Origin of the sequence: Marinobacter sp. Hex_13 (assembly GCF_001566815.1) — a bacterium.
In the GTDB taxonomy this organism is placed as follows: domain Bacteria; phylum Pseudomonadota; class Gammaproteobacteria; order Pseudomonadales; family Oleiphilaceae; genus Marinobacter; species Marinobacter salarius.
Genome location: NZ_LSMM01000062.1, coordinates 1 through 22,853, shown reverse-complemented (window position 1 = coordinate 22,853; position 22,853 = coordinate 1). Strand labels below are relative to the sequence as shown.

The following is a 22,853-nucleotide window of genomic DNA, read 5'->3' as shown; positions in this document are numbered from 1 at the left end:
GGCATCAGTTAAACCTCCCTTGCGCCTTAAGACTCTCATAATGATCGATATTCCTATGACTGAAAACTCTCGCTGGATGGCCGCCTGCGATAGCATGAGGAGGGATATCATTAACAACACAGCTACCGGCTTGTATAATCGCACCCTCTCCTATTGAAACGCCTCCGAGAATTATTACTCGACTTCCTATCCAAACATTACTTGAAATATAAATATCTTTGTATATGTACGTGTTATCATAAGGAATTGAAGAACCTTCATCAAAATTATGATTCTGAGGGATAAACAGACAATCGGGACCGGAGTGAAAGTTGTCCCCAATGGTCACCTTGCCCCCGCCAGTTATCACGAGACCGTTGAAATTGACATTTGACCCAAGAAATGTGTTCTTCGTCAAATTTGTCGGTCCGTTTACACGAATTCTTCCGCTATAACCACCGCATCTACTCATAACCCACTTAGATCGCACTTTTGCAACTGCTTCTCTACATAAAAACAAGATATATCGAGCTATTTTTTTCATGACGCCCCGAATAAACATTTAAGCAATTTTGATCATACAAAAAGGAGAAGATAAAATTGTAAGTAAAACCAGAAAAACTTATTTTTCGACCAATAGAAGACCTCGATCTGTATCGACAATCGCTTGATAGAAATTTTCATTCTCCAAGAAGCTTCTCCCTAATGCAACACCCTCTGGAAGTCTATATTTTTCAAATGAAAAAAAGCGATCCACTACGTTCTGCATTAAATATCTCCAAGACAGAACAACAAGAAACCTTGACCAAAATCTCTTCAAGCCGCTGTAATTTTTAACATCCCAGGGAGTTATCGGCTCCCTTAAATAATCTGAAAAATTTTCAAAAATAAAATCATGGCTACTTTTTGTTTTCAGCCCAAGCCCCGAGAGGATATTTTCCCTAGCATAAGTGAGCTTTACAGCACCTTTTGAGTACGAAATATTTTTCTTCTTAGACTTTGAAAAAGAATCACATAAACTTTTGAGGTTATTTTCAGGAATTAAATCAATAGATGTCAAAAAACTCAAATTATGCAGTCTCGCCAGAGGAACAACGGCAACCCTTGAAAATAGATCACTGTAAAGCTCAACAAGCTCCTTGTAATTAAAGTCATCTACCTTAAAAACTTCACATAGATATGGCCGAGTGAGCTGTGCCAGCGCATGATATTCCGAGTCCGGGAGAAAAAACTCCTCTGGCTTCAAAATACTGCCTTGTTGAAGCAACTGAACATAGGTGCTTGTCAAGTAGGACCTTGCATCTCTTATAGTAATGACAATCGTTGAAGTTTCTGGAAAAATTAGAGCATTTTTCTTTGCATTATCAACCCAAGTCGCAGGGTTCCATCCGGCCAAACTCTCAAGAGATATGAGCGTTTTTTCTGGCAACGCTGATAAGTCAGACTTAAGCCGCTCCATTCCTTTTCCTGTAAACACGTAATTCCATAAGGCTTTCATTATATGTGGAGGGTTGTATTGTTCAAGAAACCCTTCTTCTACTAGACGGGGGAAAATAGCCTTTTGCAAACTAGTCGTTCCCGTTTTTCCTAACCCAATATGAACAATCATTGCTTTTCCGATAATTAGTTAAAACATTTAAAAAATCTATTTACCGACTTTGACCAAGACTTAAGCTTTGAAACAGCTAAATAAAGAGTAAGTGTTTCAAAATTTAATGTAAGATCATTTTTTGGATATTTATTCGGCCTTTCTAGCAACACGCCAGCAATACCATCTCACACTAAAAACTTCGGAAGTTAGAAATCTATCATTCTGAAACTCGGCTTCAGAGGATGTTATCTACTCTCGGGAAATGCATCTTGAACTTCTGGCGATAGTTATAATATTAAATACTAATTTAGCGCTTTAATTAAATCAAGCCGCCGAAGGACGGATCCCAACTTTCCGATAAACAAGGTATCCCAATATTGCGTTCCAAAAGATGATGCTGCTCGATACAGCAATTGCAGCGCCAACGGCACCCATTGTTGGAACTAAAGCCCAACACAAAAAAAGATTAACAAGAACTGCGAACACTTGGCCTTTAAAGGATTGCTTTTCGTTTCCGGTCATTGCCAAGAGAAAGCCTACAGAACCGAAGAACACATTGAACAGTTGCCCGATCACCAAGATTATCAGAGGCAGATAACTAATCTCCGAATACTCCTCACCAAAGAGTACGCTGATTAGCGAATCCCCGAAAAAAATTAACAGTAAACCAATCGGCAAAGCTATCGCGAATGCTCCACGGGCGGACTGTCGGGATAGTCGTTGTAAAAGTTTCATGTCGTTACTTTTAAATGCGTTAACTATGTGTGGGCTGATAACAAGGTTAACGATAGTCAACGATAATGCGACAAAATGAGATCCACGTTCAGCCACACGCAGCGCAGCGACTTGCTCGTCGGAACTAAATAGCCCTAGAGTGAGAATTCCCAGTTGCGCATTAAATGTTCCGACTAACGAAAGTAAAATAAATGGCGTTAATGCACTCCCCCAGGCCCTTAAATCATATTCGCCCTTAACTGATACGGCCTCAGTTGGTCGTAATTTGAAAAATATCACCGTAGCAATTGAGAATGTAAATGCCACACTTACGACCTGTACCCATATAGCAGAATTTGCGTTTAATCCTACTGTGAAGGCAACTCCGGAAAGTACTCCAAGCGCAATTAAGGGTTGAATCAACATTCCCGGCAATTCCGCCATTGCGGGCATCCCAAGACCTTTGATAACGCCGTTGCGAGCTGTATTCAAACCAAGTAATGGCAACATGAGCAATGCAATCGACAGTAGCGACCATTTTCCTGAAGTCGGAATAACTGCGATTCCAAAAGCAAAAATCACATAAATGGCAAAAATGCACAGCGAAATGCTAATTGCCCAACCATGGGCAGCATTCAGCGCACCCTTATATAGTGACCATCTGCCTGCTTGCGAATACGATGCAACCTCTCTGGTGAGAAGTGTCTGCATGCCCCCGGTAATAGGCAAAGCGAGTAGGGGCACTAACGCCATTATAAAAGCGTATTGACCGAATTGCTCTGGCCCCAAAAACCGTGCCAAAAGAACGCTGGTCGCTAAGCCGATGGGTATGGCAGCGAGGCGCATCACGCCAACCCCCAAAAAACTTTTAATGAGCTGCTGTTTTAGACTCAACGGAAGATTTCCAAATTGCTTTGGTACGCTGTATTTCCCGCCCGAGCAGGCTCTAAGAAACCGGAGTTCCAGATGATGGTTAGTTATCCCTCTTGCGGAGCACTCGAATCTGGCCAGATGCTGTTCACAGCTGGAAAGGGTCGGGCGTCTTTCGGAGCCTGCTAGGTCTCTACGCTTTCATTTGCGGAGCGGATGAATACTTTTACGAATACGGCGAGGACGCCGAGCATGCCGCCAAGCAAAATGGCGACAATAGCAATCAGTGGCCGCTTCGGCTCGCTTTTTTCCTGGGGCACAACGGCAGGGTCCACCGTTTTAAATACATACTCGCGCTGGGCATTGGCGAGCATAACAGTTCGGGTCTCGCTCTCTATAAGCTGGTAAAAGACCTGTTGCATGCCCGCAATATTGGTCTCCGTAAGCTTGTTTTCCAGATACTGAATGCTAGCCTCCGCTTCTTCGATATCCTGATCTCGCATATGTTCGTTGATACCGCGAACCAACCATTCAGCCCATTGCTGGGCGGCTATCGGGGACTGGCTTTTGACGCTGACAGTTACCATGCCGTTCTCATTGTTTTCGCTAACGCTAAGATGGCCCCCTTTAAACTTCTTCACAAGGTCCCAGTCGGTAGGGTGGAGGCTGCTGCCACTTTCATCCGTCAGCCATTCTTCAGTTTTAGGGTTGTACACTTCACGGTTATAAATCCACTGATTCTCAAGAATGTTCCAACCGGCTGTTCCGAATAACGGGACGGCGAGCTCATGCCGATTAATGAAGTCTGAAAGAAAAGCTCGGGATTGAAGCACTTCTTTGGCAATAACGGTATTGCTGGAGCCGTCTCCACCAATGTTCACCCCGGCCAGGCTGGCCAGGCCGCCCAGTTGGCCGCTAAGGCGGGAGCCACCACTGCCTTCAGTGGGTGCCAGCAATACGCTCGCCTGGTAGATATCCGGCTTACTAACAGCGTAGGCCACACCGCCTACCGCGAAAACGACGGTCGTCAGAATGATCAGCCATTTGCCAGCCCAAATGGTGGCAAACAGTTCCCGCAGGTCTATCTCGTCATCCGGGTAGTAGGGCTTTTGCTCTGGTGTCGGGTTCTGGCTCATTACAGGTTCCCCACTGCCGCTGCGCCCAAGGCGATCTGGTAGACAATCTGGCTTACGTTTGTCCAAAGCTCCAATTGGTTCAGCCTGTCAACATCAATCGGCACAATAATGGTATCGCCCGGCGCCAGTTTCTGGCTGCGCCCACCAAACCAACGGCTTTTCTCTGGCAGCATCACGGAACCGTCTGCCTTTACCACGTACACCCTTTCCTCATCCGCTTGTCGGGTTGGGCCCCCACTACGCTCGAGGTAGTCATCCACAGTTAGCCCCTGCATGTGAAGGTGGCTGGTGGGAAACTGTACTTCGCCAAATACGCTGACTGATTGAGGAATAACGGGCACGGTTAAAGTGTCACCATCCTGAAGGCGGATGGGCTGGTAAACGTCGCTTCCCACAACCGATGGGAGGTTGATCACCATCCGGCCGACGGGGCGGGAGTCCTGCACTTCTTCCAGCAGGTCCTGTACCTGTTGGGTGCGTTCTGCATTCTGGCCACCGATGTCATCACCTTCCAGTTGCACACCTACCAGATCTCCCTGCAGTCTCTCTTCGGCTTCGCGCAGGCGCTGGGCTTCCAGTTGGCGGAGCTTTTCACGGGTGAACACGGCGCCTTCCGGGAAGGCATTGTCGGTGAGGCCTCCAGCACGTTTGATTACATCGCGGAGGGTTTCACCGTCACGGATGGTGTATTGGCCGGGGTAACGCACTTCCCCGTTAAGCTCAATGGTTTTGGCTTGAGCGAATTCCGGAATGGATTTGATCAGCAGCCGGTCCCGGCTTTTGAGGGTGACGGAGGCCTCGCCTTCCATAACGGCCTGCAGATTCAGGTTTTGTATCCGGGTTTTACCGGTGCCTTGGTCATCCACTCCGAAACGTGCCAGTTCAGCGGTGTAAAGGGACGCCGAGTCCTTCAGGCCGCCGGCTACGTAGATGGCGTCTTCTACCCGCCTTGAGGCTGGTAGCGGGTATTCGCCGGGGTAACGTACCGGGCCTGTTACGCGGATAGTCTGCTCGGGGGCGCCGGGTTTAGCCTGGGTTTTCAGCCTTTGCAGTACCGGGCTGAACAATTGTTCCCGGGTGAAATTGCGGCCTTCTTCGCCGCCATTTACTTTGCCAGCGTCTGAGAAGATCAGCAGGCGGTCTTGTTCTTCGAGCAGCATGTCCTGTTCGCTTCCGGGGTTCTGAACGGCGTCACGCAGCCGCAAGTTCAGCACGGATACTTCATCGGTCTTTGGATCGGTGCGGACAATGGCGGCATATCGTTGGTCGGCCACTGGTACCAGGTCCGTGTCCAGATTATTGATCACCGAGCTTACCCGCATGCCGGGTACCCAGGCGAACTTGCCGGGGCGGGTAGCCGCCCCTTTCACTTCCACGTACTGTCCGGTGATATCAGAGATGGAAGCAACCTCTATACGGTCACCGGGCCTGACCTTCGCTTGCTTGCCTTTTGGCGTGGTGAGGTTGGCTTCGGCAATGATACGAAGGAAGTCGTCGTTGTTTCGTTCGATGCGCACCAGTTGCGGATAGGCCTGGGGAGTCAGGCCGCCGGCGAGGTTCACCAGTTCCTGCAGGTTGGTGTTGCTTTTCAGTTCGTAGAGTGCGGGGCGGTAAACTTCGCCTTCTATGCCTACACGGTCACCCACCGGCGGGATGAAGATAACGTCGCCGGGCTGCAGGCGGTTGTCGTTGGAGGTGTCGCCGGCCAGCAGCAGGTCGTACAGGTCCAGTTCGCCGACCAGTTGCCCGTCCCGTTTGTGCTGGATTTTACGCAGGGAACCGGTGCGTTTGATGCCGCCAGAGACATAGAGGGCGTTGGTTATAGTGGAGAGGGAGCTGACGGTGTAGGAACCGGCATTTCTGGCCTCCCCCAGCACGAACACCCGCATGCTGCGCAGTTCTCCCAGGGAAACACTGGCCTGCACACCGATGTACTGCTCGGAGACCCGCTTCTTAATCTGCTGTCTGGCTTGGTCAAACGTCAGGCCTGCAACGGTTTGGGGGCCTGACTGCGGAAAGCTCACGGTACCGTCCCGCGAAACAGGCAATTCCAGTTGCTGGTTTTCCTTGCCCCAGAGCTGTACCCGCAGTACATCGCCAGGGCCCAAGGTGTAGTTGTTAGGAATGGGAATTTCCGTCACTGGCGCAAACGTTGTTGGGCTTCCAACAAACAGATCGTAACCGTAAGGCTTCAGGCCGCCGTTCTTGCGGTCCTGTTCTTCGTTGTCGTCCTGCTCTTGCCGGGCGCGCTCCCTTTCTTCATCGGAGATGGCGTCAACCGGCTCTACTACGTTTACATTTTGTGGTCGCTGCTTCTGCTGGCTCGCCGAGCCAGCAATAGAATCCAGATCCACCCCATATTGGCGGGCCAGCGCTTCCTGCTGGGCCCGTGGCATGCTCTTGAACTGTTCAATCTGGGACTGGCTTATGGATTGGGCGGCGGTGGTTACTGGCAATACAAGCGCCAGTGACGTCAGTAGTCGTTTAGTCAGGTTCACTTAGTCAAATCCGTTTTTTAGAAGCGGTAGCGCCAGGCAGCGCCGACAGACCATTGGTCCTTTTCTCCACCTAGGAGTTCAATTTTTTTATCGGTGGCCTGGGCGGTTAGGTCCAGCCAGCCGTTGAGAAATTGTGTGCCGTAACCCACGGAGGCGATGGCGGCTTTCTGATCGCCTTCTGGCACACTATAGAAAATATCGTCGTCCGGGATGACGGTGCGATTGGCACCGTCTTTGTTGAGATCCAGATAACCCAGGGATGCGGACAGGTTACGGCCATCGGGGAAGAAGTTAAATACGCCCAAAGTCAGGGTTTCCGCATCGCCGTCGAAGGTGGAGGCCATATTGCGGCCCTTGTGCCGGTAGCCGCTGCGGTAGCGGGAGTGGGCATAGGTGATGTTGGGCATGGCATTACCCAGAAAGTCATCGGCCAACGTGTTGGCGTATTCTACAAACCATTGCTGGTCACTCTCCAACAATTGAGTAGTCCAATCCGTGCCCAATAACCAGGATTTGCGAGCCGGAAAGGCACCGGCCTCGTCTTCGCCCATCATCTGGCCATAGACACCCATGGCCTGGTCGCCAATGGAGAAGCCGTAGCGGGCGTCAATACTGGCCAATTGGTTTCCGGGGTCGTTCTCTTCCAGTTGACCATTGTCGCGGCCGATCAGGGCGTTCCAGATGGTGGAGGCTCCTTCCGGCCGGCCTTCGCCGCCGAACATGATGGCCCGAGAGAAGCCGATATCCAGGCCGTTGATGGGCCTAACGGTCAGGCGCATACCGATCATCTTGGCCTCGGGAACTGCACGTTCGCTTTCCAGTTGGCCAGCGAAGGTGGTGAACTGCCAGGGGCCGATCCATTTCAGCCAACTGGTTTCCGGCTCGGCGGCGTTCTTGCGGTTCAGCCATACCGCTGGCATGGGACGGGCGTTGTTGGAAAGGATCAAGCTGCTTTGCCACCCTGGCCCCCACCAGCGGTCGATGGCGCCAGCGCCAAACACCCAGTTACCGGCGGTTGCGGCCAGATAGGAACCATCCAGGCGAAATGTGTCGTCGTCTTCGGGATTGGCTTCCAGGCCTGGCTTTATACCAAAGGCCCAAGATTCACCCTGCCATTGCACATTGAGACTGGTCTCTGCTGTTTCGCGTGGGCCAGCCTGAAAGCCTCTCACAAAGGTCGGCTCGCTGGTTGCGCCCAGTTCGTATTCCGCTCGCCAGCCCTGCTGGCCCTGTTCATCCATCTCGAACTTCAGGTAAGCCAATGGGCCGCCGATGGCTGGGGCATCGTTGCCGGTTTCCCGGCCCAGGCCACTATGGACAGTACCCATCATCACCGGCCAGGTGGAGGTTGTGCGGTTCAGGTGCCCCCGGTCCGCCAGCTTTTGCAGGGCAAAGCGGGCACGGTTGTCGCCAGGCTTCAGCCAAGGTGCCGAAAAGGCCGCAGAAGAATACGTGGCGGCAATCAGGCACGCTACCGCCCCACCGACCAGGGTCCAGTGTTTTGAGGTCATATACCGACAACTTTCTGAGAAATGACAGGAAAAAACGAACAATACGGAGGGAACAACCTAATCCCAACTGTATCCCTGTCGGTTGATGAAGCTTCTGTGTCAAAAGCGTGACGATTTTACGACATCCTATATGACACGCAAGTGACAATACCCCTGACATGCCCCTTGTCAGGTGCGCTGAAGTGAAGAATTGTCAAAGGCTCATAATTTGATCACTCGCCAGCAAGCTGATTTCTAACCAGACCAATAAACTCAGCGAGAAACGCAATAAATACCCCCGCCATCAACCCTAGCATTATTGATAGCACGACAATCAGGCTTCTCGACGTGCCCGCATTTTCACCGCTTTGCCTGCTAACGACCAGAGCCTCAAATGGTGACAACGATTGCAGATCCGATTCCAGTGCAAGCTGCTTTTCTACAGCGGACGCAATTGCATCGCCGGTGTTCTCCCCTTCTTCGAGCATTTTGATGGTCGAATCCAGGGACGCAATCTGCTTCTCAAGACTCTTGCGCAGCCTAGACAATGCCTGCTCTTGTTCAGAGCTTAGCCGTTCGATCAGCTTCCGATGATTCTTCTCTATAAGCTCTGCCAAGGGGGGCGAGGCTTCGGAAACGATTCTAATAAGTCCGGTATCCTTCGGGTTACTGGCCGTTAGTTTGAAAGGCAGGTTCCTGCTATTTTCTGCGTGATAGGTGGCCTGCAGATCCGGCACCCAGAGGCTGTCCAGTTCGGCGATGATGGTAGCGGGCTCTTCGACGTATGTTCCATTCGCCTTTTCAGCCAATTTCATGAGGCTGACGTATTCGTACTTTTCCGGCACGAACAACGCGTAGACCACACCAACAAGAGAGACCACCAAAAAAATGACGTAGAACACCCGCCGGCGTCTAAGAAATGTCGTTGCCAGATCAACCAGGCTGATTTCGTCGTCGTATTGGGGACGCGAAGGCCCCTGGGGTGGTTCTACCATTTCATAACCATCGTTTGTTAAGAGTTAGTGACATTATGACCGTTTGCAGGACGAAAAGAAGTGAACAAAAGTTCCTTTTGGGCTTGGGATATGGGTTGCTGGATTACGCTTCGCTAATCCGACTTACTGCGGTGGAGGGTGGATAGAGGGACTTTGACGGTTTGTTGCTTCTGCATAAAGCTGATCAAGACGATGGCGCGCTCTTCGCCGTCGTAGGCCTGAAATATAGCGCTGATGCCTTTGAAGGGCCCGTCTTCCAGATCAACGGCCTGACCGGGTTTGATGCCGCCCTGCTCCGCCACGGTATGCAGGCTGTCTTTTATGTGCTGGATGACGTCATCCGGAATGGCGGCCGGTTTATTAGCGAAGCTAACAATCCGCAGGATTCCGCGCGTGGAGCGTAGCTTGGCCCACATGGGGTCCGTTTGCTCCAGGTTCACGAACAGATAACCGGGAAACAGCGGCTCCAGCTTTTTGGTGCGCTTGCCAGCCTTGATTTTTTCCACCGTGATTTTCGGGTAGAAGCAGGCGATGTCCTGATTCTGCAGATGAGTCAGGGCGCGATCACCCTGGCTGGGTTTGTGCTGCAATGCGTACCAGGTCATTTGTACCAGTTGCCAGCGGCAATGAAGTGCGGGTTTAGTACCTCTTCCTTGCCATACTGTAAAGGCATGCCCTCCAAGGTTTCCACCTTGCCTCCGGCAGCCGAGAGCACGGCGTGGGCGGCACCTGTATCCCACTCGCAGGTTGGTCCCAACCTCGGGTAAATGTCCGCATGGCCTTCGGCAATCTTGCAGAACTTGAGGGAACTGCCAGCCTGCACCAGCTCATGAGCGCCAAGGTTTTCGATGAAAGCTTTGGTTTCGTCGTTCAAGTGATTCTTGCTGGCAACAACGCGCTTGGCCTCACCGGGCTCAACCACACTGATCCGCCGGGTGCGGCCTGTACGGTCCCGCTTGTAGGCGCCCTCGCCTTTCAAGCCCCAGTAGGCTTCTTTTAACGCAGGCGCTGTGACGACCCCGAGAATGGGTTCGCCGTTTTCGATCAAAGCGATGTTAACGGTGAATTCACCGGTGCGCTGAGTAAAGTCCTTGGTGCCATCAATCGGGTCAATCAGCCAGAAGCGCCGCCACTGTTTGCGCTCGCTCCAGGGGATCTCTGCACCCTCTTCTGAAAGCACGGGGATATCGTGGCTGAGGTTTCGCAGGCCTGCCACAATCACCCGATGGCTGGCGACGTCTGCCGCAGTAATCGGCGACTCGTCCGCCTTAAAATCGACCTTGAAGTCCGTCATGTAGATGCTGAGCACCTTTTCGCTGGCGGCGTCTGCGATTTTCAGGACATCGGGGAGGATGGAGCTGTAGTGCATGAGGGTCGGCTTCCTGCGTCAGGTCAATTACGTTTGCGCTATTATGGGCGATAGTGACGCAACACATCAAAACTAATGCGGAGGCACCTTTCATTGAAGGTTCGAGGGAAATACTGGGGTGGAGGGGTATTAGCTGACAATAACTCTCTCGATCTGCATAAAGTCTATACGTCACCCACACCCACGGAGAAGCAGTTGCGAGCAACGTCAATAGAAAGCAAATCTGTAAGACTTCTTGGTTGGGGCACCGAAGTCAGGTGCTAGTTTGAAGCGGCCAAGACTTAAATGACTGCACAGCCTGACGGACTATAGCGGTCACTCCATCCAGGGGCGCCACTTGTGTCGACAATACAGCTCCAACTCCCCGTAACGGAGCGCTCCAGCCTTAAGACGACACCTGTCAGACTCCCGTGCGCATTGCCCCCCATGGTCACCTCAATGTGACCAGAACCGTCAGGATTCAGCACAGCGATATCGATAGCGGCTGTACCCGTTGTTAACGGTGAGGGGGAATAACCAATATCAGAATTAACCAATGCTCCGCTCTGGGACAAGCGTTCCTCTACAGCAGTTTTGTAAGCCGACAACTCTCCAAGCGCTTGATTTACCTGAGACTGCATAACATATCCCTGGTAGCTTGGTATGGCAATTGCCGCAATAATGCCGACGATCGCCACAACAATCATGAGCTCAATCAAGGTAAATCCGCTGTTTTTTCCAATCATATTACGTATTCCAGAAATCGAGACATACCTTCATTCAGCAAAACCCGGACCAACCTCACCAGGTATTGGGCGCGGGAAAAATCCATGTAGCCAGAAGCGCGGCAAAAGAGGAGCATTCTGGCTTTCAACATAAACCCTCAAGTCCTCCGTCATCGCTTCGTGATAGCGCCAAACCTCCTGTATCCACAAAATACCAAAAAATAATACGAAAGGTGCAAGCAGCATACTCGGGCGGACCCAACGTTTTACCTCCCCGCTAATAATCTTCGAGTCCGAATCAGTCGTGACCATTGGTAACGATAAAGCCCAAAAAATAGCCAGCACCAGCAAGGCTACAGACATTGTGGCAGGAACAAGAAAGACTGCAGAAACTCCAGCGTGAGCAAGACCCGCTACACATGAGGCAGTAAAAGCGACCACCAAAGAGGCTGCCCCCTGCATGCCCGACCCCATCAGTCTGCGCAGCGAAACAAGCCTTTTCACCGTCACGCAAATGAGAACAGCGACCAAACTTATCAACGCCCAGCCATACTCTGCCGCCCACATCAGATACATGTTGTGCGGATGCCCAAGAGTCCGCGCAGCTAAATAGTTACTGGTAAGAGTGGTGTGAGTGAGCCATGACTGCGCTCCCATTCCCCACGGGAAGTTCTGCAAACTCATTCCCCATGCTTCGACCCAAAGCGGCAGACGCCCGGAACCACCGGAGTGCAGACCACGAATCATGGTTTTCTCGAAAACCAGCTCTGGAATAGCCCAGGAAAGCAGACACCACAGAAGTCCACCTAGCAAAACGAATCTCAATGAAGCGGCTAGCCAGGGAATTGCCATCCGGCCGAAAAGGACCATTACTATCAATGCGGCAAGAACCAGACTGACCATCGAGCCCCTCGACGTCGTGAGGAACATCACCCACCACCAGATACCTGCCGTGAAATATACGCCCACTTGCCAAAGCGAGCGATTCTTGAGTGATCCATACAGCAGTGCCAACGGAAACAACGGCAGAAACCACGTAGCAAGGTGCCCCCAATAACGCATATTGACGAACCCCCAGGGAATGACGTCAACAAGATTCGAAAATTTGTCAGTAATGGCAAACGCGTAGGCTGTGAGAGTCATCGCCGCGTAGAAAAAACAACCAACCAGAATCACACCAACCAACGCGACGGCGGCTCTTTCTGTGCACCCACTTTCACGAATCTTCCAACCCATAACGGGAAACGCCAGAAAGAATAAGCCGTACATTCCCGGCTCGACCCAGCGATACTCGCTGGCAACAAAAGGAACTGCCAAAAGGAGAAAGCCTGCAGCAACGACAAACGCGGGCCAGTTATCACCCCATAATCGTCGCGTTGAACTCCGAGCAAGGATGAACGAAACAGAAAACGTCACAAAGACAAGAAGAAATACCTGGAAAAAACGTTGGTCAGCAAAGTTGCCAAAGTAGACCGGAAGGAAATCGATGAACAGAGAAACGAGAATAACGCACAGAAAAACAGGAAACAGAAAGAGATGAAGAAAAAGACTGGAATGACCAAGCATCAAAGGATCTTCATGAGTGCCGCCCGCCTTCTTCGCCACAAGACATCCTCAGAATCACTATTAATCAGAATAGTAAAACCCCACCGAGCGGCGGGGTTTTTGAACTTCTCAACCAGCCAACCTTCGAGAGGTCGGCCGGTTAAAGCTAGCTATTAAGAGTGTTCACAGCTAGCAGGAGCGTAAGAGTCTTTCCAACCCTGTGCAGCAGTACCGCCAGTCATGGAGCAAGAGTATGCACCGGCAAGGCTGCGACTAATAGTGATTACAACGCCACGAACAGAACCAGAGGCATCTTCACCCAATTGCACAGACCAAGACATATTGGGCAGAGCGCCGTTTTCCACGTCAAGACCTGCCGCATCACCGTAGTTATCGTCAACGAGGTTAGAACCGGTCCAACCAATATTGATTTGACGCGGATCTTGCTGCAAGTCATCTGGAGTCGCAACGACTTCACCACCACTGTTGAAAATGCTTTCAGCACTGGATTTCAGAGCATTAATTTCACCAACCACGCGAGAAACTTGTGAACGGGCGGTGTAGTCCTGGTACTGAGGAATAGCAACAGCGGCCAGGATACCGATGATCGCAACAACGATCATCAGTTCGATCAGTGTGAAACCCTTCTGGGCGTGATTCATTTGAATATTCTTCATTAGTCGACCTCTGTGTTTGTCGTTAATCCACTCGATACGGCCCGGGCCCGGCGGAGTCGCACCCCGTGACCGGTATCTAGAGCCTGGGTTTTGTTAAGCATTGCTCGTGCCAACTAAAGTCAACCGCCGACAAACGCCTTATTATCAGCACTTTATAAAACATTGTGAAATTCATCGCATCGACAAAAGAAGTCGACCCTATGCCCTCACACGTCACTGGGTGACAATTATTGTCAGATGACACATCCGTAAGCACCAGGTTTTCCGGGCACAAGACCACTTCATTGCCCGCACGCCTTTCCAAACCGTTGCCAGCCATCTAAACTCACTTCATCAGACCAACATCCGTTTCAGACACTTAGGCAGCGTTTTTTACACAATTTATGTCTACCAATAAAAGCAATGTAACGCTTACGGGCCTGGCGAGACGCTTCGTCGATGACGGGCTTATTGATGAATCCACCGCGAAAGATGCCTTTCTCCAAGCATCCCACAACCGCATTCCACTCATTACCTACCTGGTGCAGAACAACCTGGCGAATAGCGGGGGGCTCGCCTTTTCCGCCGCCATGGAGTTTGGCGTTTCGGTTCTCGATCTCAACGCCTTTATGCCGGAGATGATGCCCGATAAGGTCGTAGACGAAAAACTGATACGAAAACACAATGCCCTGCCGCTCTATAAACGTGGGAACCGGCTGTTTATTGCGGTCTCCGACCCGACCAACATCCAGGCGTTGGACGAGATCAAATTCAATACCGGTTTGAGTACAGACGCCATCCTGGTTGACGACGCCAAGCTCCGGGAAGCCATCGACAAGTATCTTGAGTCCCACGATACGTCGATGGGTGATCTGGATGATGCCGACCTTGAAGGCGTTGAAACCGAAGGCGGTGACCAGGAAGACGATGCCGTTGTCGCGACCAGCGATGTCGACGATGCCCCCATCGTAAAGTACGTGAACAAGATGCTTCTTGACGCCATTCGCGGGGGGGCCTCGGACGTTCACTTTGAACCCTATGAGAAAACCTATCGGGTTCGATACCGCACCGACGGCATTCTGAAAGAAATGTCGCGGCCCTCCATCAAGTTGGCCCCCAAGATTTCTGCCCGGGTAAAAATCATGGCGCAGCTGGATATCTCAGAGCGCCGGGTCCCCCAGGACGGCCGGATCAAGATGAAGCTGTCCAAGACCAAGGCCATCGACTTCCGGGTCAACACTCTCCCTACCCTTTGGGGAGAAAAAATCGTTCTGCGGATTCTCGACCCAAGTCAGGCAAAGCTCGGCATTGATGTCCTGGGGTATGAGGAAGAACAGAAACAACTGTACCTGGACGCCCTTGAGCAGCCACAGGGAATGATACTGGTGACGGGGCCCACCGGCTCAGGCAAAACGGTTTCCCTTTATACCGGCCTGAACATACTGAACACACCAGAAAGAAACATTTCCACGGCCGAAGACCCCGCGGAAATCAACCTGGAAGGCATCAACCAGGTCAACGTCAACACCAGGGTAGGCCTCGGCTTTGCGGAGGCATTGAGAGCCTTCCTGCGTCAGGACCCGGACATCATCATGGTTGGTGAGATCCGAGACCTGGAAACGGCGAACATCGCTATCAAAGCGGCGCAAACAGGGCATCTGGTGCTCTCGACCCTGCACACCAACAGCGCGGCGGAAACGCTAACTCGTATGATGAACATGGGGGTCCCCTCCTTCAACATCGCCACGTCGGTGAGCCTGATTATCGCCCAGCGCCTGGGCCGCCGGCTTTGTAACTCTTGTAGACAACCTGCCGACATCCCCAAAGACGTGCTTTTAGCGGAGGGGTTCACACAGGAACAAATTGATACAGGGTTCACGTTGTACCGTCCCAAGGGCTGTGATAAATGCAATGGTGGATATAAAGGCCGCGTCGGGATTTACGAGGTGGTCAAGATTACCGAGGAGCTGGCGAACATGATTATGGAAGAAGCCAGTTCGATTAAAATTGCAAAGCAGGCACAGGCCGAAGGCTTCCCGAACTTGCGGCAGTCCGCCCTTAAAAAAGTCATTGAGGGCGTGACCAGCCTTGAGGAAGCCAACCGCGTGACGAAGGATTAAGCATGGCAGAGAAAGCAGAGAAACTTCAGGCGTTCGTCTGGGAAGGCAAAGACCGCAAGGGCAACAAAACCAAGGGCGAGGTGTCTGGCACCAACCTGGCTTTGGTGAAGGCCCAGTTGCGTAAGCAGGGCATTATTCCAGACAAGGTGAAAAAGAAACCAAAACCCCTGTTTGGCGGCAGCAAAAAGATCACGCCTTTCGACATCGCCATGCTTACCCGCCAGCTCGCCACCATGATGAAGGCCGGCGTACCATTGGTTCAGAGTTTCGACATTGTGGCTGACGGCCTTGAGAACAGGGGCCTTCAAGAGCTGGTTACCAACATCCGCAACGATATTTCCTCGGGCACCAGTTTCGCCGGCGCCCTGCGGAAGTATCCCAGGCATTTTGACGACCTGTACTGCAACCTCGTGGATTCCGGCGAAAAGGCCGGTGCACTGGAAAGCATGCTGGACCGCATCGCCACATATCTTGAGAAAACTGAAATTCTTAAGAAAAAAGTAAAGAAAGCGATGACCTACCCTGCTGCTATTGTTGTGGTCGCTGTCGTCGTAACGGCCATCCTGCTGGTAAAAGTGGTACCCCAGTTCGAAAGCTTGTTTAAGGGCTTTGGTGCAGACCTGCCAGTATTTACGCAGATGGTGGTCCGGTTGTCGGAATGGCTTCAGACTTGGTGGTTTGTGGTTTTACTCGGCATTGTCGGAACTATCTTTCTATTCAAGGAAGCTATTCGACGATCTCAGAAATTCTCCGATCTCGTCGATAAATATGTGCTGAAACTGCCCGTTGTGGGCGAAATCCTGGACAAGTCGGCCGTTGCCAAGTTTGGGCGCGTACTTTCCACGACCTTTGCGGCTGGTGTTCCGCTCGTTGATGCGCTCGACTCCGTTGCCGGCGCGACCGGCAACGCCGTTTATCGGGATGCTATCCAGCGAATAAAAAACGATGTTTCGAGCGGTACCCAATTACAGGCCACCATGCGCCAACAGGATGTGTTCCCGGTTATGGCAGTGCAATTGACTGCCATTGGTGAAGAATCCGGTAACCTGGATGAAATGCTGGAGAAAGTCGCCGTCCATTACGAAGCGGTGGTGGATGACATGGTCGACAACCTCACAGCCCTGCTGGAGCCGATCATCATGGCGGTACTGGGCGTACTCGTAGGCGGCTTGATCATCGCTATGTACCTGCCGATCTTCCAGATGGGTCAGGTGGTTGGCTGATCACGCCCTTCCTTTCACCAACCCCTCTCCCCACCCCTCTTCCGCAATGGGAGGGGGGCTTTAATGGCACAGATTGAGAGTTTTGATGATTTCCGTTGATACGTTCCTCGCCACGCCCTGGCTTCTCTATACCGCAGTCATTTTCTTCTCCCTCTGCATCGGTAGCTTCCTGAATGTGGTGATCCTTCGCCTGCCGAAGATGATGCAGCAGGACTGGCGCTGCCAATGCGAAGAGTTCCTGGAGCTATCAGACGATCAGCGCAAGAACGATGAGCCGATTACGCTCTCCAAACCTGCCTCCACCTGCCCTTCCTGCGGTCACGGGATTCGCGCCTGGGAAAACGTCCCGGTCATCAGCTACCTGGTTTTGGGCGGCAAATGCGCATCATGCAAAGCCGGCATTTCACCGCGATACCCAATCATTGAGGCAATTACCGCGCTGTTTTCGGTGGTGACCATTCTGGTCATGGGGCCGTCTGAAGCTGCGCTTTGGTCGCTGTTGCTGGTTTGGGTGCTGATCGCGCTGACGGTAATCGATTTCGACACCCAGCTGCTGCCAGACAGCATGACGCTGCCCCTCATGTGGCTGGGGCTAATCCTGAATTACTTCGGCGTGCTGACGGATTTCAGCAGTGCCTTCTGGGGCGCGGTGGCAGGCTATCTGTCGCTGTGGTCGGTGTACTGGCTGTTCAAGTTGGTAACCGGCAAGGAGGGCATGGGCCACGGCGATTTCAAGTTATTGGCGGCGCTGGGCGCCTGGCTGGGCTGGGAATTGCTGCCGGCGGTGATTTTGTTGTCGTCTTTGGTCGGTGCCGTTGTGGGGATTAGTTTGATGGTGTTCCGCAAGCACGGCCGCGAAGTGCCAATTCCGTTCGGGCCCTATTTGGCGGCAGCGGGTTTGCTGTGCCTTTGGTTTGGTTCGGAAATTCAGGCGGCGTGGTATGCCTATCTGGGGGTCTGAATGGCAGTCGTAGGCCTTACCGGCGGAATCGGTTCTGGCAAATCCACGGTTGCACGGCTGTTCGGAGCACTGGGTGTGCACTGGGTGGATGCGGATGATGTTGCCCGCGAAGTCGTCGAACCCGGCACACCTGCCCTTGAAAAGATTGCGGAGCATTTTGGGCAAGAGATCCTGCTGCCGGATGGCAGCCTGGACCGTGCGGCGCTGAGGAGAATCGTATTCGATGCGCCGGAGGAGCGCGCTTGGCTCGAGGAGCTGTTGCACCCGGTGATCCGTGAGGAGCTGATGCGGCAACTGCGTCCGGATAACTATTCCCTACCCTATGTGCTTCTGGTGTCGCCTTTGTTGTTGGAAACCGACCAGCATGAACTGGTCGATAAAATCGTCGTGGTGGATGTGCCGGTCGATGTGCAGATCAAAAGAACCATGGCCAGGGACACCGACGACAGAGCACAGGTAGAGCGAATCATTGCCGCCCAGATGGCCCGTGAGAAGCGACTCCAGAAAGCCGATGACGTGGTGGACAACAACCTGGCTATGATGGATGTTGAGCGTCAGGTTGAACAGTTACACCAGACGTTCCTGGCAGCCTTTGGGCGCTAGTGTCTATGAGCCGACATCCCTCCCGCCCCGCCGTTGATGCCTTGACGCTGACCCCCATCGCCATTACCCGCTCCTGCTTCCGGGACAAGTTTGGTGTACCCCGACAACCAGGACTGACCCGCTTTGCCCACGCTGACCTGATCATCCAATCGCCCTTCGATCGCGAGGATGCGTTCCGAGGGTTGGAGACGGCCAGTCACCTGTGGCTGACGTTCCAGTTCCATGAGGCGGTACGGGCGGAATGGCGGCCGGTGGTTCGGCCACCCCGGCTGGGAGGCAACAAAAAGATAGGTGTGTTCGCCAGCCGGTCACCTTTCCGCCCCAACAGTCTGGGGCTGTCAGTCGTGAGAAACGAAGGACTGACGCGGGACGCGGGCGGTCGCCTGGTGTTGCGGATTGGGGACCACGATCTTATCGACGGCACCCCCATCCTGGACATCAAGCCCTATCTGCCATTTGCAGATTCAGTCCCGGAAGCCACCCTGGGTTGGGCGGAGTCCGCACCGACCGATCGTCTACCGGTAGTGTTCCTGAATGAGGCTGACCAACAGCTCGCAGCCTTGCCAGCGGATCAGTATCCGGATTTCCGAGACTTGATAGAAGATGTGGTGAGCTACGACCCTCGCCCATCGTTCCGGCGTGGCCGGGATGAAGAACGGATATACGGAGCGCATTTGTACGATCTGAACGTGCGCTTCCGCTTTGTCCATGATGAATCACAGGAACGTGTCGAAGTGCTAACGGTCTGTTAAACTGCAGATCGGTTGATTTTTCGACACAGGGAATGCGTGCCTTGCCTCCGATCCGGTTATTCAGACGAATAGGTGTACGGCCACTGGCTGCCAGGCTGCTGGTATATGTTCTGTTGTTCAGCCTGATCCTGTCGCTGGCTGCCACCGGCGTTCAGATGATTGGCGAGTTTGAGCGCAGAACCGAAGAGTTGCGCAGCACCCAGGAACGCGCTGCGGAACTGGTTGCCGGCAGTATGAGCAACAACCTCTGGTTGATGAACTATAGCGAGGTTGCCAACAGCCTGGATGACATGCGCGCCATTCCGGTTATCCAGCATGCCCGGGTGATCACAGCCGCTGGCGAGGAGTTCAACACGGGTACCTATCCGGATGGCCGGGTGATCAGCCAATCCTTCCCCCTGGTGTTCAATCGCGCGTCCTTCAATAGCCCGGAAGCCATGGGCACCTTGACTGTGACGTCGTCTGTGGAAACCGTCTACAACGAGTTGATGGACCGGGCATTGCTCACACTGCTGTTCCAGTCGATGATCGTGATGCTGGGCACTCTCGGGCTTCTGGTCATTGTTCGGCTCACCCTTTCCCGTCATCTGGAATCGATTGCCGACTACGCCGCCCGGCTTAACCTGGACGCATTGATTGAACCGCTGAGGCTCCGCCGCAAGCCCCCAAAGCGGGGTGACGAACTGAGTGAGCTGGAACAGGCGCTGAACACCATGCGCCTGCAGCTGCTGGAAGACACCCGCTCCCTGCGCCAGACCTCCATCCAATCCCAGGATGAACGAGATCAAGCCGTGCGGGCAAACCATGCCAAGAATCAGTTCCTGGCCAACGTCAGCCATGAGTTGCGCATTCCGCTGCAATCGGTGCTGGGCTACGCCAATCTCCTGTCAGATACCCCCCTCGATCAGGACCAGCGGGAATATGTCCACACCCTGCTCAACGCTTCGGAGGGATTGTCGGCCATTATCAATGACCTGCTGGACATCTCCAGTATGGAAGCCGGCAAGCTGGTGCTGGATGACATTCCCTTTGACCTTCGCGACACCTTGAATGATCTGGTGCATATGCTGGGTGCACGGGCTCGGGAAAAGGGTCTGGCGCTGGAACTGCGAATTGACGAGAACCTGCCCTGGGCCCTGAAAGGGGATCCGGTACGGCTGAGGCAGATTCTGCTCAACATGACATCAAACGCCATCAAGTTTACCGACTCCGGGCACGTGCTGATCAGCATCGAGGTGCTGGGTCGGCGGGATAACAACGTACGACTTCGGGTGGCGGTTGAAGACACGGGCGTGGGGATCAACCCCGAGGATATACCGCTGGTGTACGAGCCCTACGTTCAGCTCGGTCAGCGTTTCCAGCGACAATTGCCGGGTGCAGGCCTGGGCCTGACCATTTGTCGCCAGCTGGTTCAGTTGATGGACGGCTCACTGGACCTTGAGAGTAAACCCGGCGAGGGCTCCACCTTCTGGATGGAGCTCAGCCTGCAGGTTGCGCCAGAGAGCGCCGCCCGCGGTCGACCGGATACCAGCATGATCCGCGGGCGGCACATTCTGGTGGTGGACTCCTATGAACTGTCCCGCAAGATTACCCTGGAAATGCTTTCGCGCCACGAGTTGGATATCGAAGCAGTGAAATCCGCCGGCGAGGCACTGACCTCATTGCGGTTGGCCTCGGACAACCACAAGCCCTTTGATGCCTTGGTGCTGGACGGGTTTGTACCGGATATGGACAGTGACCTGTTGTGCCGACAGATCCGTAGCAACCCTGAATGGGGCCATACACGGCTATTGATTCTGTCGTCCAACCCCCAGCGGGGGGATGCAGAGCACTTCCGACAGGCCGGCGCCGATGCCTTCCTGAGCAAGTCCCTGCGGGAATCGTGCCTGACCCCTATCCTGCACCAACTGTTTTCGGATTCCGTCCGTAACGAACGTCGCTTCCTGACCCGGTTTTCCCTGCAAGCCGTCAGTGACAATACCCGCCGCCAGGAATTACCCTGCGGCCGCATGAAAGTTCTGTTGGTGGAAGATAACCCGGTCAACCGCACCCTCACCCGCCGGCTGCTGGAAAAGTTGGGCTGTGATGTGATGACGGCGAATGACGGCGAAGCCGCCTCCAGTCTCTGGCAATGGCACCCCTTTGATTTGATTTTCATGGATTGTGTGATGCCCCGGGTGGATGGTTTCGAGGCCACTCGCCGCCTGCGCCAATGGGAGAAGGACCACAACCGTAATCGGGTACCTGTGGTGGCGCTGACTGCAAGCGCTATGGAAAAGGATGAAGAGCGCTGCCGCGAGGCAGGCATGGACTCGTTTGTTGCCAAGCCGGTCAATATTGAAATGTTGCGGGCGGTTCTGGAACAATACTGCCAATCCTCCGCATCCACCTGAATACCCGACACAAGGCCACCATGAACGTAGAATGTCCCACCTGTAAAAAGTCCGCGGAATGGAATGAGAATAACCCGTTTCGCCCTTTCTGCTCCGAACGCTGTAAACTGATTGATCTGGGCGCCTGGGCCAATGAGGAATATCGTGTTCCCGCAGAAAATGCATCCCCCGACGATCTGGATCAGGGCGGCGACACAACCACCCATTGATCGCCCGCATTAACCCGCCCTTAACCCGTTTTAAGTTGAGCCACTTGGGCCGGACCGTTAACATTCCGGCGGTTACATTCAAACATTAAGAAGGTCGAAGAATGAAAGCGTCCCGAATTCCCCTTATCGTTCTGTCACTTGCGGCAGCACCTGTATACGCCTCCGATGTGGACCTGAGCCTGACCAACGACTCGGTCAAGGGCCAGGTCAACTTCTTCGGCACCAATTCCGACATCCAGGTCGGCACCGGCTATACCTATCACGAAGGCAGCCGTCACATCGGCAACGTGGATTTCCACGCCCAGGGCCGCACGGCCATTGGCAACCTGCCCACCACAGCGGGCATTGGTGTTCGCGCCTTCGGATGGGATGATGATCGGCTGGACGGCGGCGCCGTGGCTCTCGGCGGCTTTGCCACCGTAAACGTACCCAACGCACCAGGTCTGTCGTTCACCGGCGGGCTTCACTACGCGCCCAGCATCCTTGCCTTTGGCGATTCCGATGACCTCACCAGCCTTGAGCTTCGCGGCAGCTACCGTGTTATCCGCAACGCCGAGTTATTTGCCGGTTACCGCTACCTGAATACCGACTTTGACGGTCGTGGTGACCTGAACCTGGATGAAGGCGTCATGGCCGGTATGAAGATCTTCTTCTGATCAGGTCCTGATCCCGCAGGATAACCCTGCCCGCCACTATCAGGGCGGGGTTACCACTCCCCATTTCGTGCCCTTCCTCACTCTTTGTGCCTTGCCAACTTGATAGACTTCTGGCTCACGCTCCTGGAACGTTTTATCTGGCATGGACAACCCTATGTTTCACTTAGCTGCACGGGCCTTCACCGCTGTTTTCACCCTTTCCACTGCCACACTGATCATCGGCTGTGGCGGTAGCGGCGACGCGAACGACGACGTGGCAGGCCGGGGAAACAGCTTCCCGCCGACGAAAAACGCGATCGACGACTTCACGCCCGGCTCAACCGGTGATTCCAACAATGCGTCCGGCCTGGCCAAAGATGAAGTGCGGATTACCATGGAGGTGCCGGAAT

20 protein-coding genes and 1 pseudogene are annotated in these 22,853 nt (G+C 53.3%); 9 read left to right on the top strand and 12 right to left on the bottom strand.

Going from position 1 to position 22,853, the window contains the following annotated elements; translation table 11 throughout:
- Positions 1-4: 4 nt before the first annotated feature.
- From AXW11_RS20815 to AXW11_RS15810, 12 genes are all read right to left on the bottom strand, one after another.
- The gene (locus tag AXW11_RS20815; RefSeq protein ID WP_353743720.1) at positions 5-451 is read right to left on the bottom strand and encodes an acyltransferase; all 447 of its coding nucleotides are present in this window, start codon (positions 449-451) and stop codon (positions 5-7) included.
- Between the two features lie 150 nt (positions 452-601).
- Complete coding sequence (locus tag AXW11_RS15860) at positions 602-1,588, bottom strand: hypothetical protein (protein ID WP_143071123.1); 987 nt, start codon at positions 1,586-1,588, stop codon at positions 602-604.
- A gap of 306 nt (positions 1,589-1,894) precedes the next feature.
- Positions 1,895-3,178, bottom strand: coding sequence for an oligosaccharide flippase family protein (locus AXW11_RS15855; protein WP_075196479.1), 1,284 nt, complete (start codon positions 3,176-3,178; stop codon positions 1,895-1,897).
- A gap of 161 nt (positions 3,179-3,339) precedes the next feature.
- A complete protein-coding gene (locus AXW11_RS15850; RefSeq protein WP_075196480.1) occupies positions 3,340-4,290 on the bottom strand; it encodes a Wzz/FepE/Etk N-terminal domain-containing protein in 951 nt (316 codons plus the stop codon).
- Positions 4,290-6,788: an SLBB domain-containing protein gene (locus AXW11_RS15845; RefSeq protein WP_075196481.1), complete on the bottom strand. Its 2,499-nt coding sequence runs from the start codon at positions 6,786-6,788 to the stop codon at positions 4,290-4,292. Before AXW11_RS15845 ends, AXW11_RS15850 begins: the two co-directional genes overlap by 1 nt.
- A 17-nt stretch (positions 6,789-6,805) precedes the next feature.
- A complete protein-coding gene (locus AXW11_RS15840) occupies positions 6,806-8,299 on the bottom strand; it encodes a capsule assembly Wzi family protein (protein ID WP_075196482.1) in 1,494 nt (497 codons plus the stop codon).
- 212 nt (positions 8,300-8,511) lie between these two features.
- Positions 8,512-9,273 carry a Wzz/FepE/Etk N-terminal domain-containing protein gene (locus AXW11_RS15835; protein ID WP_075196483.1) on the bottom strand — a complete coding sequence of 254 codons (762 nt, stop codon included), beginning with the start codon at positions 9,271-9,273 and terminating at the stop codon, positions 8,512-8,514.
- Positions 9,274-9,386: 113 nt separating this feature from the next.
- Positions 9,387-9,878 (bottom strand): transcription/translation regulatory transformer protein RfaH, encoded by a 492-nt coding sequence (gene rfaH, locus AXW11_RS15830; RefSeq protein ID WP_075196484.1) that lies wholly within the window; start codon positions 9,876-9,878, stop codon positions 9,387-9,389.
- Positions 9,875-10,642 (bottom strand): 3'(2'),5'-bisphosphate nucleotidase CysQ, encoded by a 768-nt coding sequence (gene cysQ, locus AXW11_RS15825; RefSeq protein WP_075196485.1) that lies wholly within the window; start codon positions 10,640-10,642, stop codon positions 9,875-9,877. Before cysQ ends, rfaH begins: the two co-directional genes overlap by 4 nt.
- Before the next feature lie 281 nt (positions 10,643-10,923).
- Positions 10,924-11,367: a pilin gene (locus tag AXW11_RS15820; protein ID WP_075196486.1), complete on the bottom strand. Its 444-nt coding sequence runs from the start codon at positions 11,365-11,367 to the stop codon at positions 10,924-10,926.
- A 30-nt stretch (positions 11,368-11,397) separates the two neighbouring features.
- A complete protein-coding gene (locus tag AXW11_RS15815; protein WP_075196487.1) occupies positions 11,398-12,951 on the bottom strand; it encodes an O-antigen ligase family protein in 1,554 nt (517 codons plus the stop codon).
- Positions 12,952-13,064: 113 nt separating this feature from the next.
- Positions 13,065-13,568, bottom strand: a complete 504-nt coding sequence (locus AXW11_RS15810) for a pilin (protein WP_075196488.1) — start codon at positions 13,566-13,568, stop codon at positions 13,065-13,067.
- Positions 13,569-13,951: 383 nt separating this feature from the next.
- On the opposite strand from AXW11_RS15810, the gene pilB reads away from it, so the two are divergent.
- The 9 genes and pseudogenes from pilB to AXW11_RS15765 all read left to right on the top strand — a co-directional run.
- Positions 13,952-15,667: a type IV-A pilus assembly ATPase PilB gene (gene pilB / locus AXW11_RS15805; RefSeq protein ID WP_075196489.1), complete on the top strand. Its 1,716-nt coding sequence runs from the start codon at positions 13,952-13,954 to the stop codon at positions 15,665-15,667.
- 2 nt (positions 15,668-15,669) lie between these two features.
- Positions 15,670-16,890, top strand: coding sequence for a type II secretion system F family protein (locus tag AXW11_RS15800; RefSeq protein ID WP_075196490.1), 1,221 nt, complete (start codon positions 15,670-15,672; stop codon positions 16,888-16,890).
- A gap of 85 nt (positions 16,891-16,975) precedes the next feature.
- Positions 16,976-17,851 (top strand): prepilin peptidase, encoded by an 876-nt coding sequence (locus AXW11_RS15795; protein ID WP_075196491.1) that lies wholly within the window; start codon positions 16,976-16,978, stop codon positions 17,849-17,851.
- The gene (gene coaE, locus AXW11_RS15790; RefSeq protein WP_075196492.1) at positions 17,852-18,454 is read left to right on the top strand and encodes a dephospho-CoA kinase; all 603 of its coding nucleotides are present in this window, start codon (positions 17,852-17,854) and stop codon (positions 18,452-18,454) included.
- A gap of 5 nt (positions 18,455-18,459) precedes the next feature.
- Positions 18,460-19,206 carry a tRNA (N6-threonylcarbamoyladenosine(37)-N6)-methyltransferase TrmO gene (tsaA, locus tag AXW11_RS15785; protein WP_036209925.1) on the top strand — a complete coding sequence of 249 codons (747 nt, stop codon included), beginning with the start codon at positions 18,460-18,462 and terminating at the stop codon, positions 19,204-19,206.
- A gap of 32 nt (positions 19,207-19,238) precedes the next feature.
- A complete protein-coding gene (locus AXW11_RS15780) occupies positions 19,239-21,599 on the top strand; it encodes a hybrid sensor histidine kinase/response regulator (RefSeq protein ID WP_371915667.1) in 2,361 nt (786 codons plus the stop codon).
- A gap of 20 nt (positions 21,600-21,619) precedes the next feature.
- Positions 21,620-21,808, top strand: a complete 189-nt coding sequence (gene yacG / locus AXW11_RS15775; RefSeq protein WP_036209919.1) for a DNA gyrase inhibitor YacG — start codon at positions 21,620-21,622, stop codon at positions 21,806-21,808.
- 101 nt (positions 21,809-21,909) lie between these two features.
- Positions 21,910-22,464, top strand: coding sequence for a YfaZ family outer membrane protein (locus AXW11_RS15770; protein ID WP_075196493.1), 555 nt, complete (start codon positions 21,910-21,912; stop codon positions 22,462-22,464).
- A gap of 154 nt (positions 22,465-22,618) precedes the next feature.
- Positions 22,619-22,853, top strand: a pseudogene (locus AXW11_RS15765) (hypothetical protein); the annotation flags it as partial.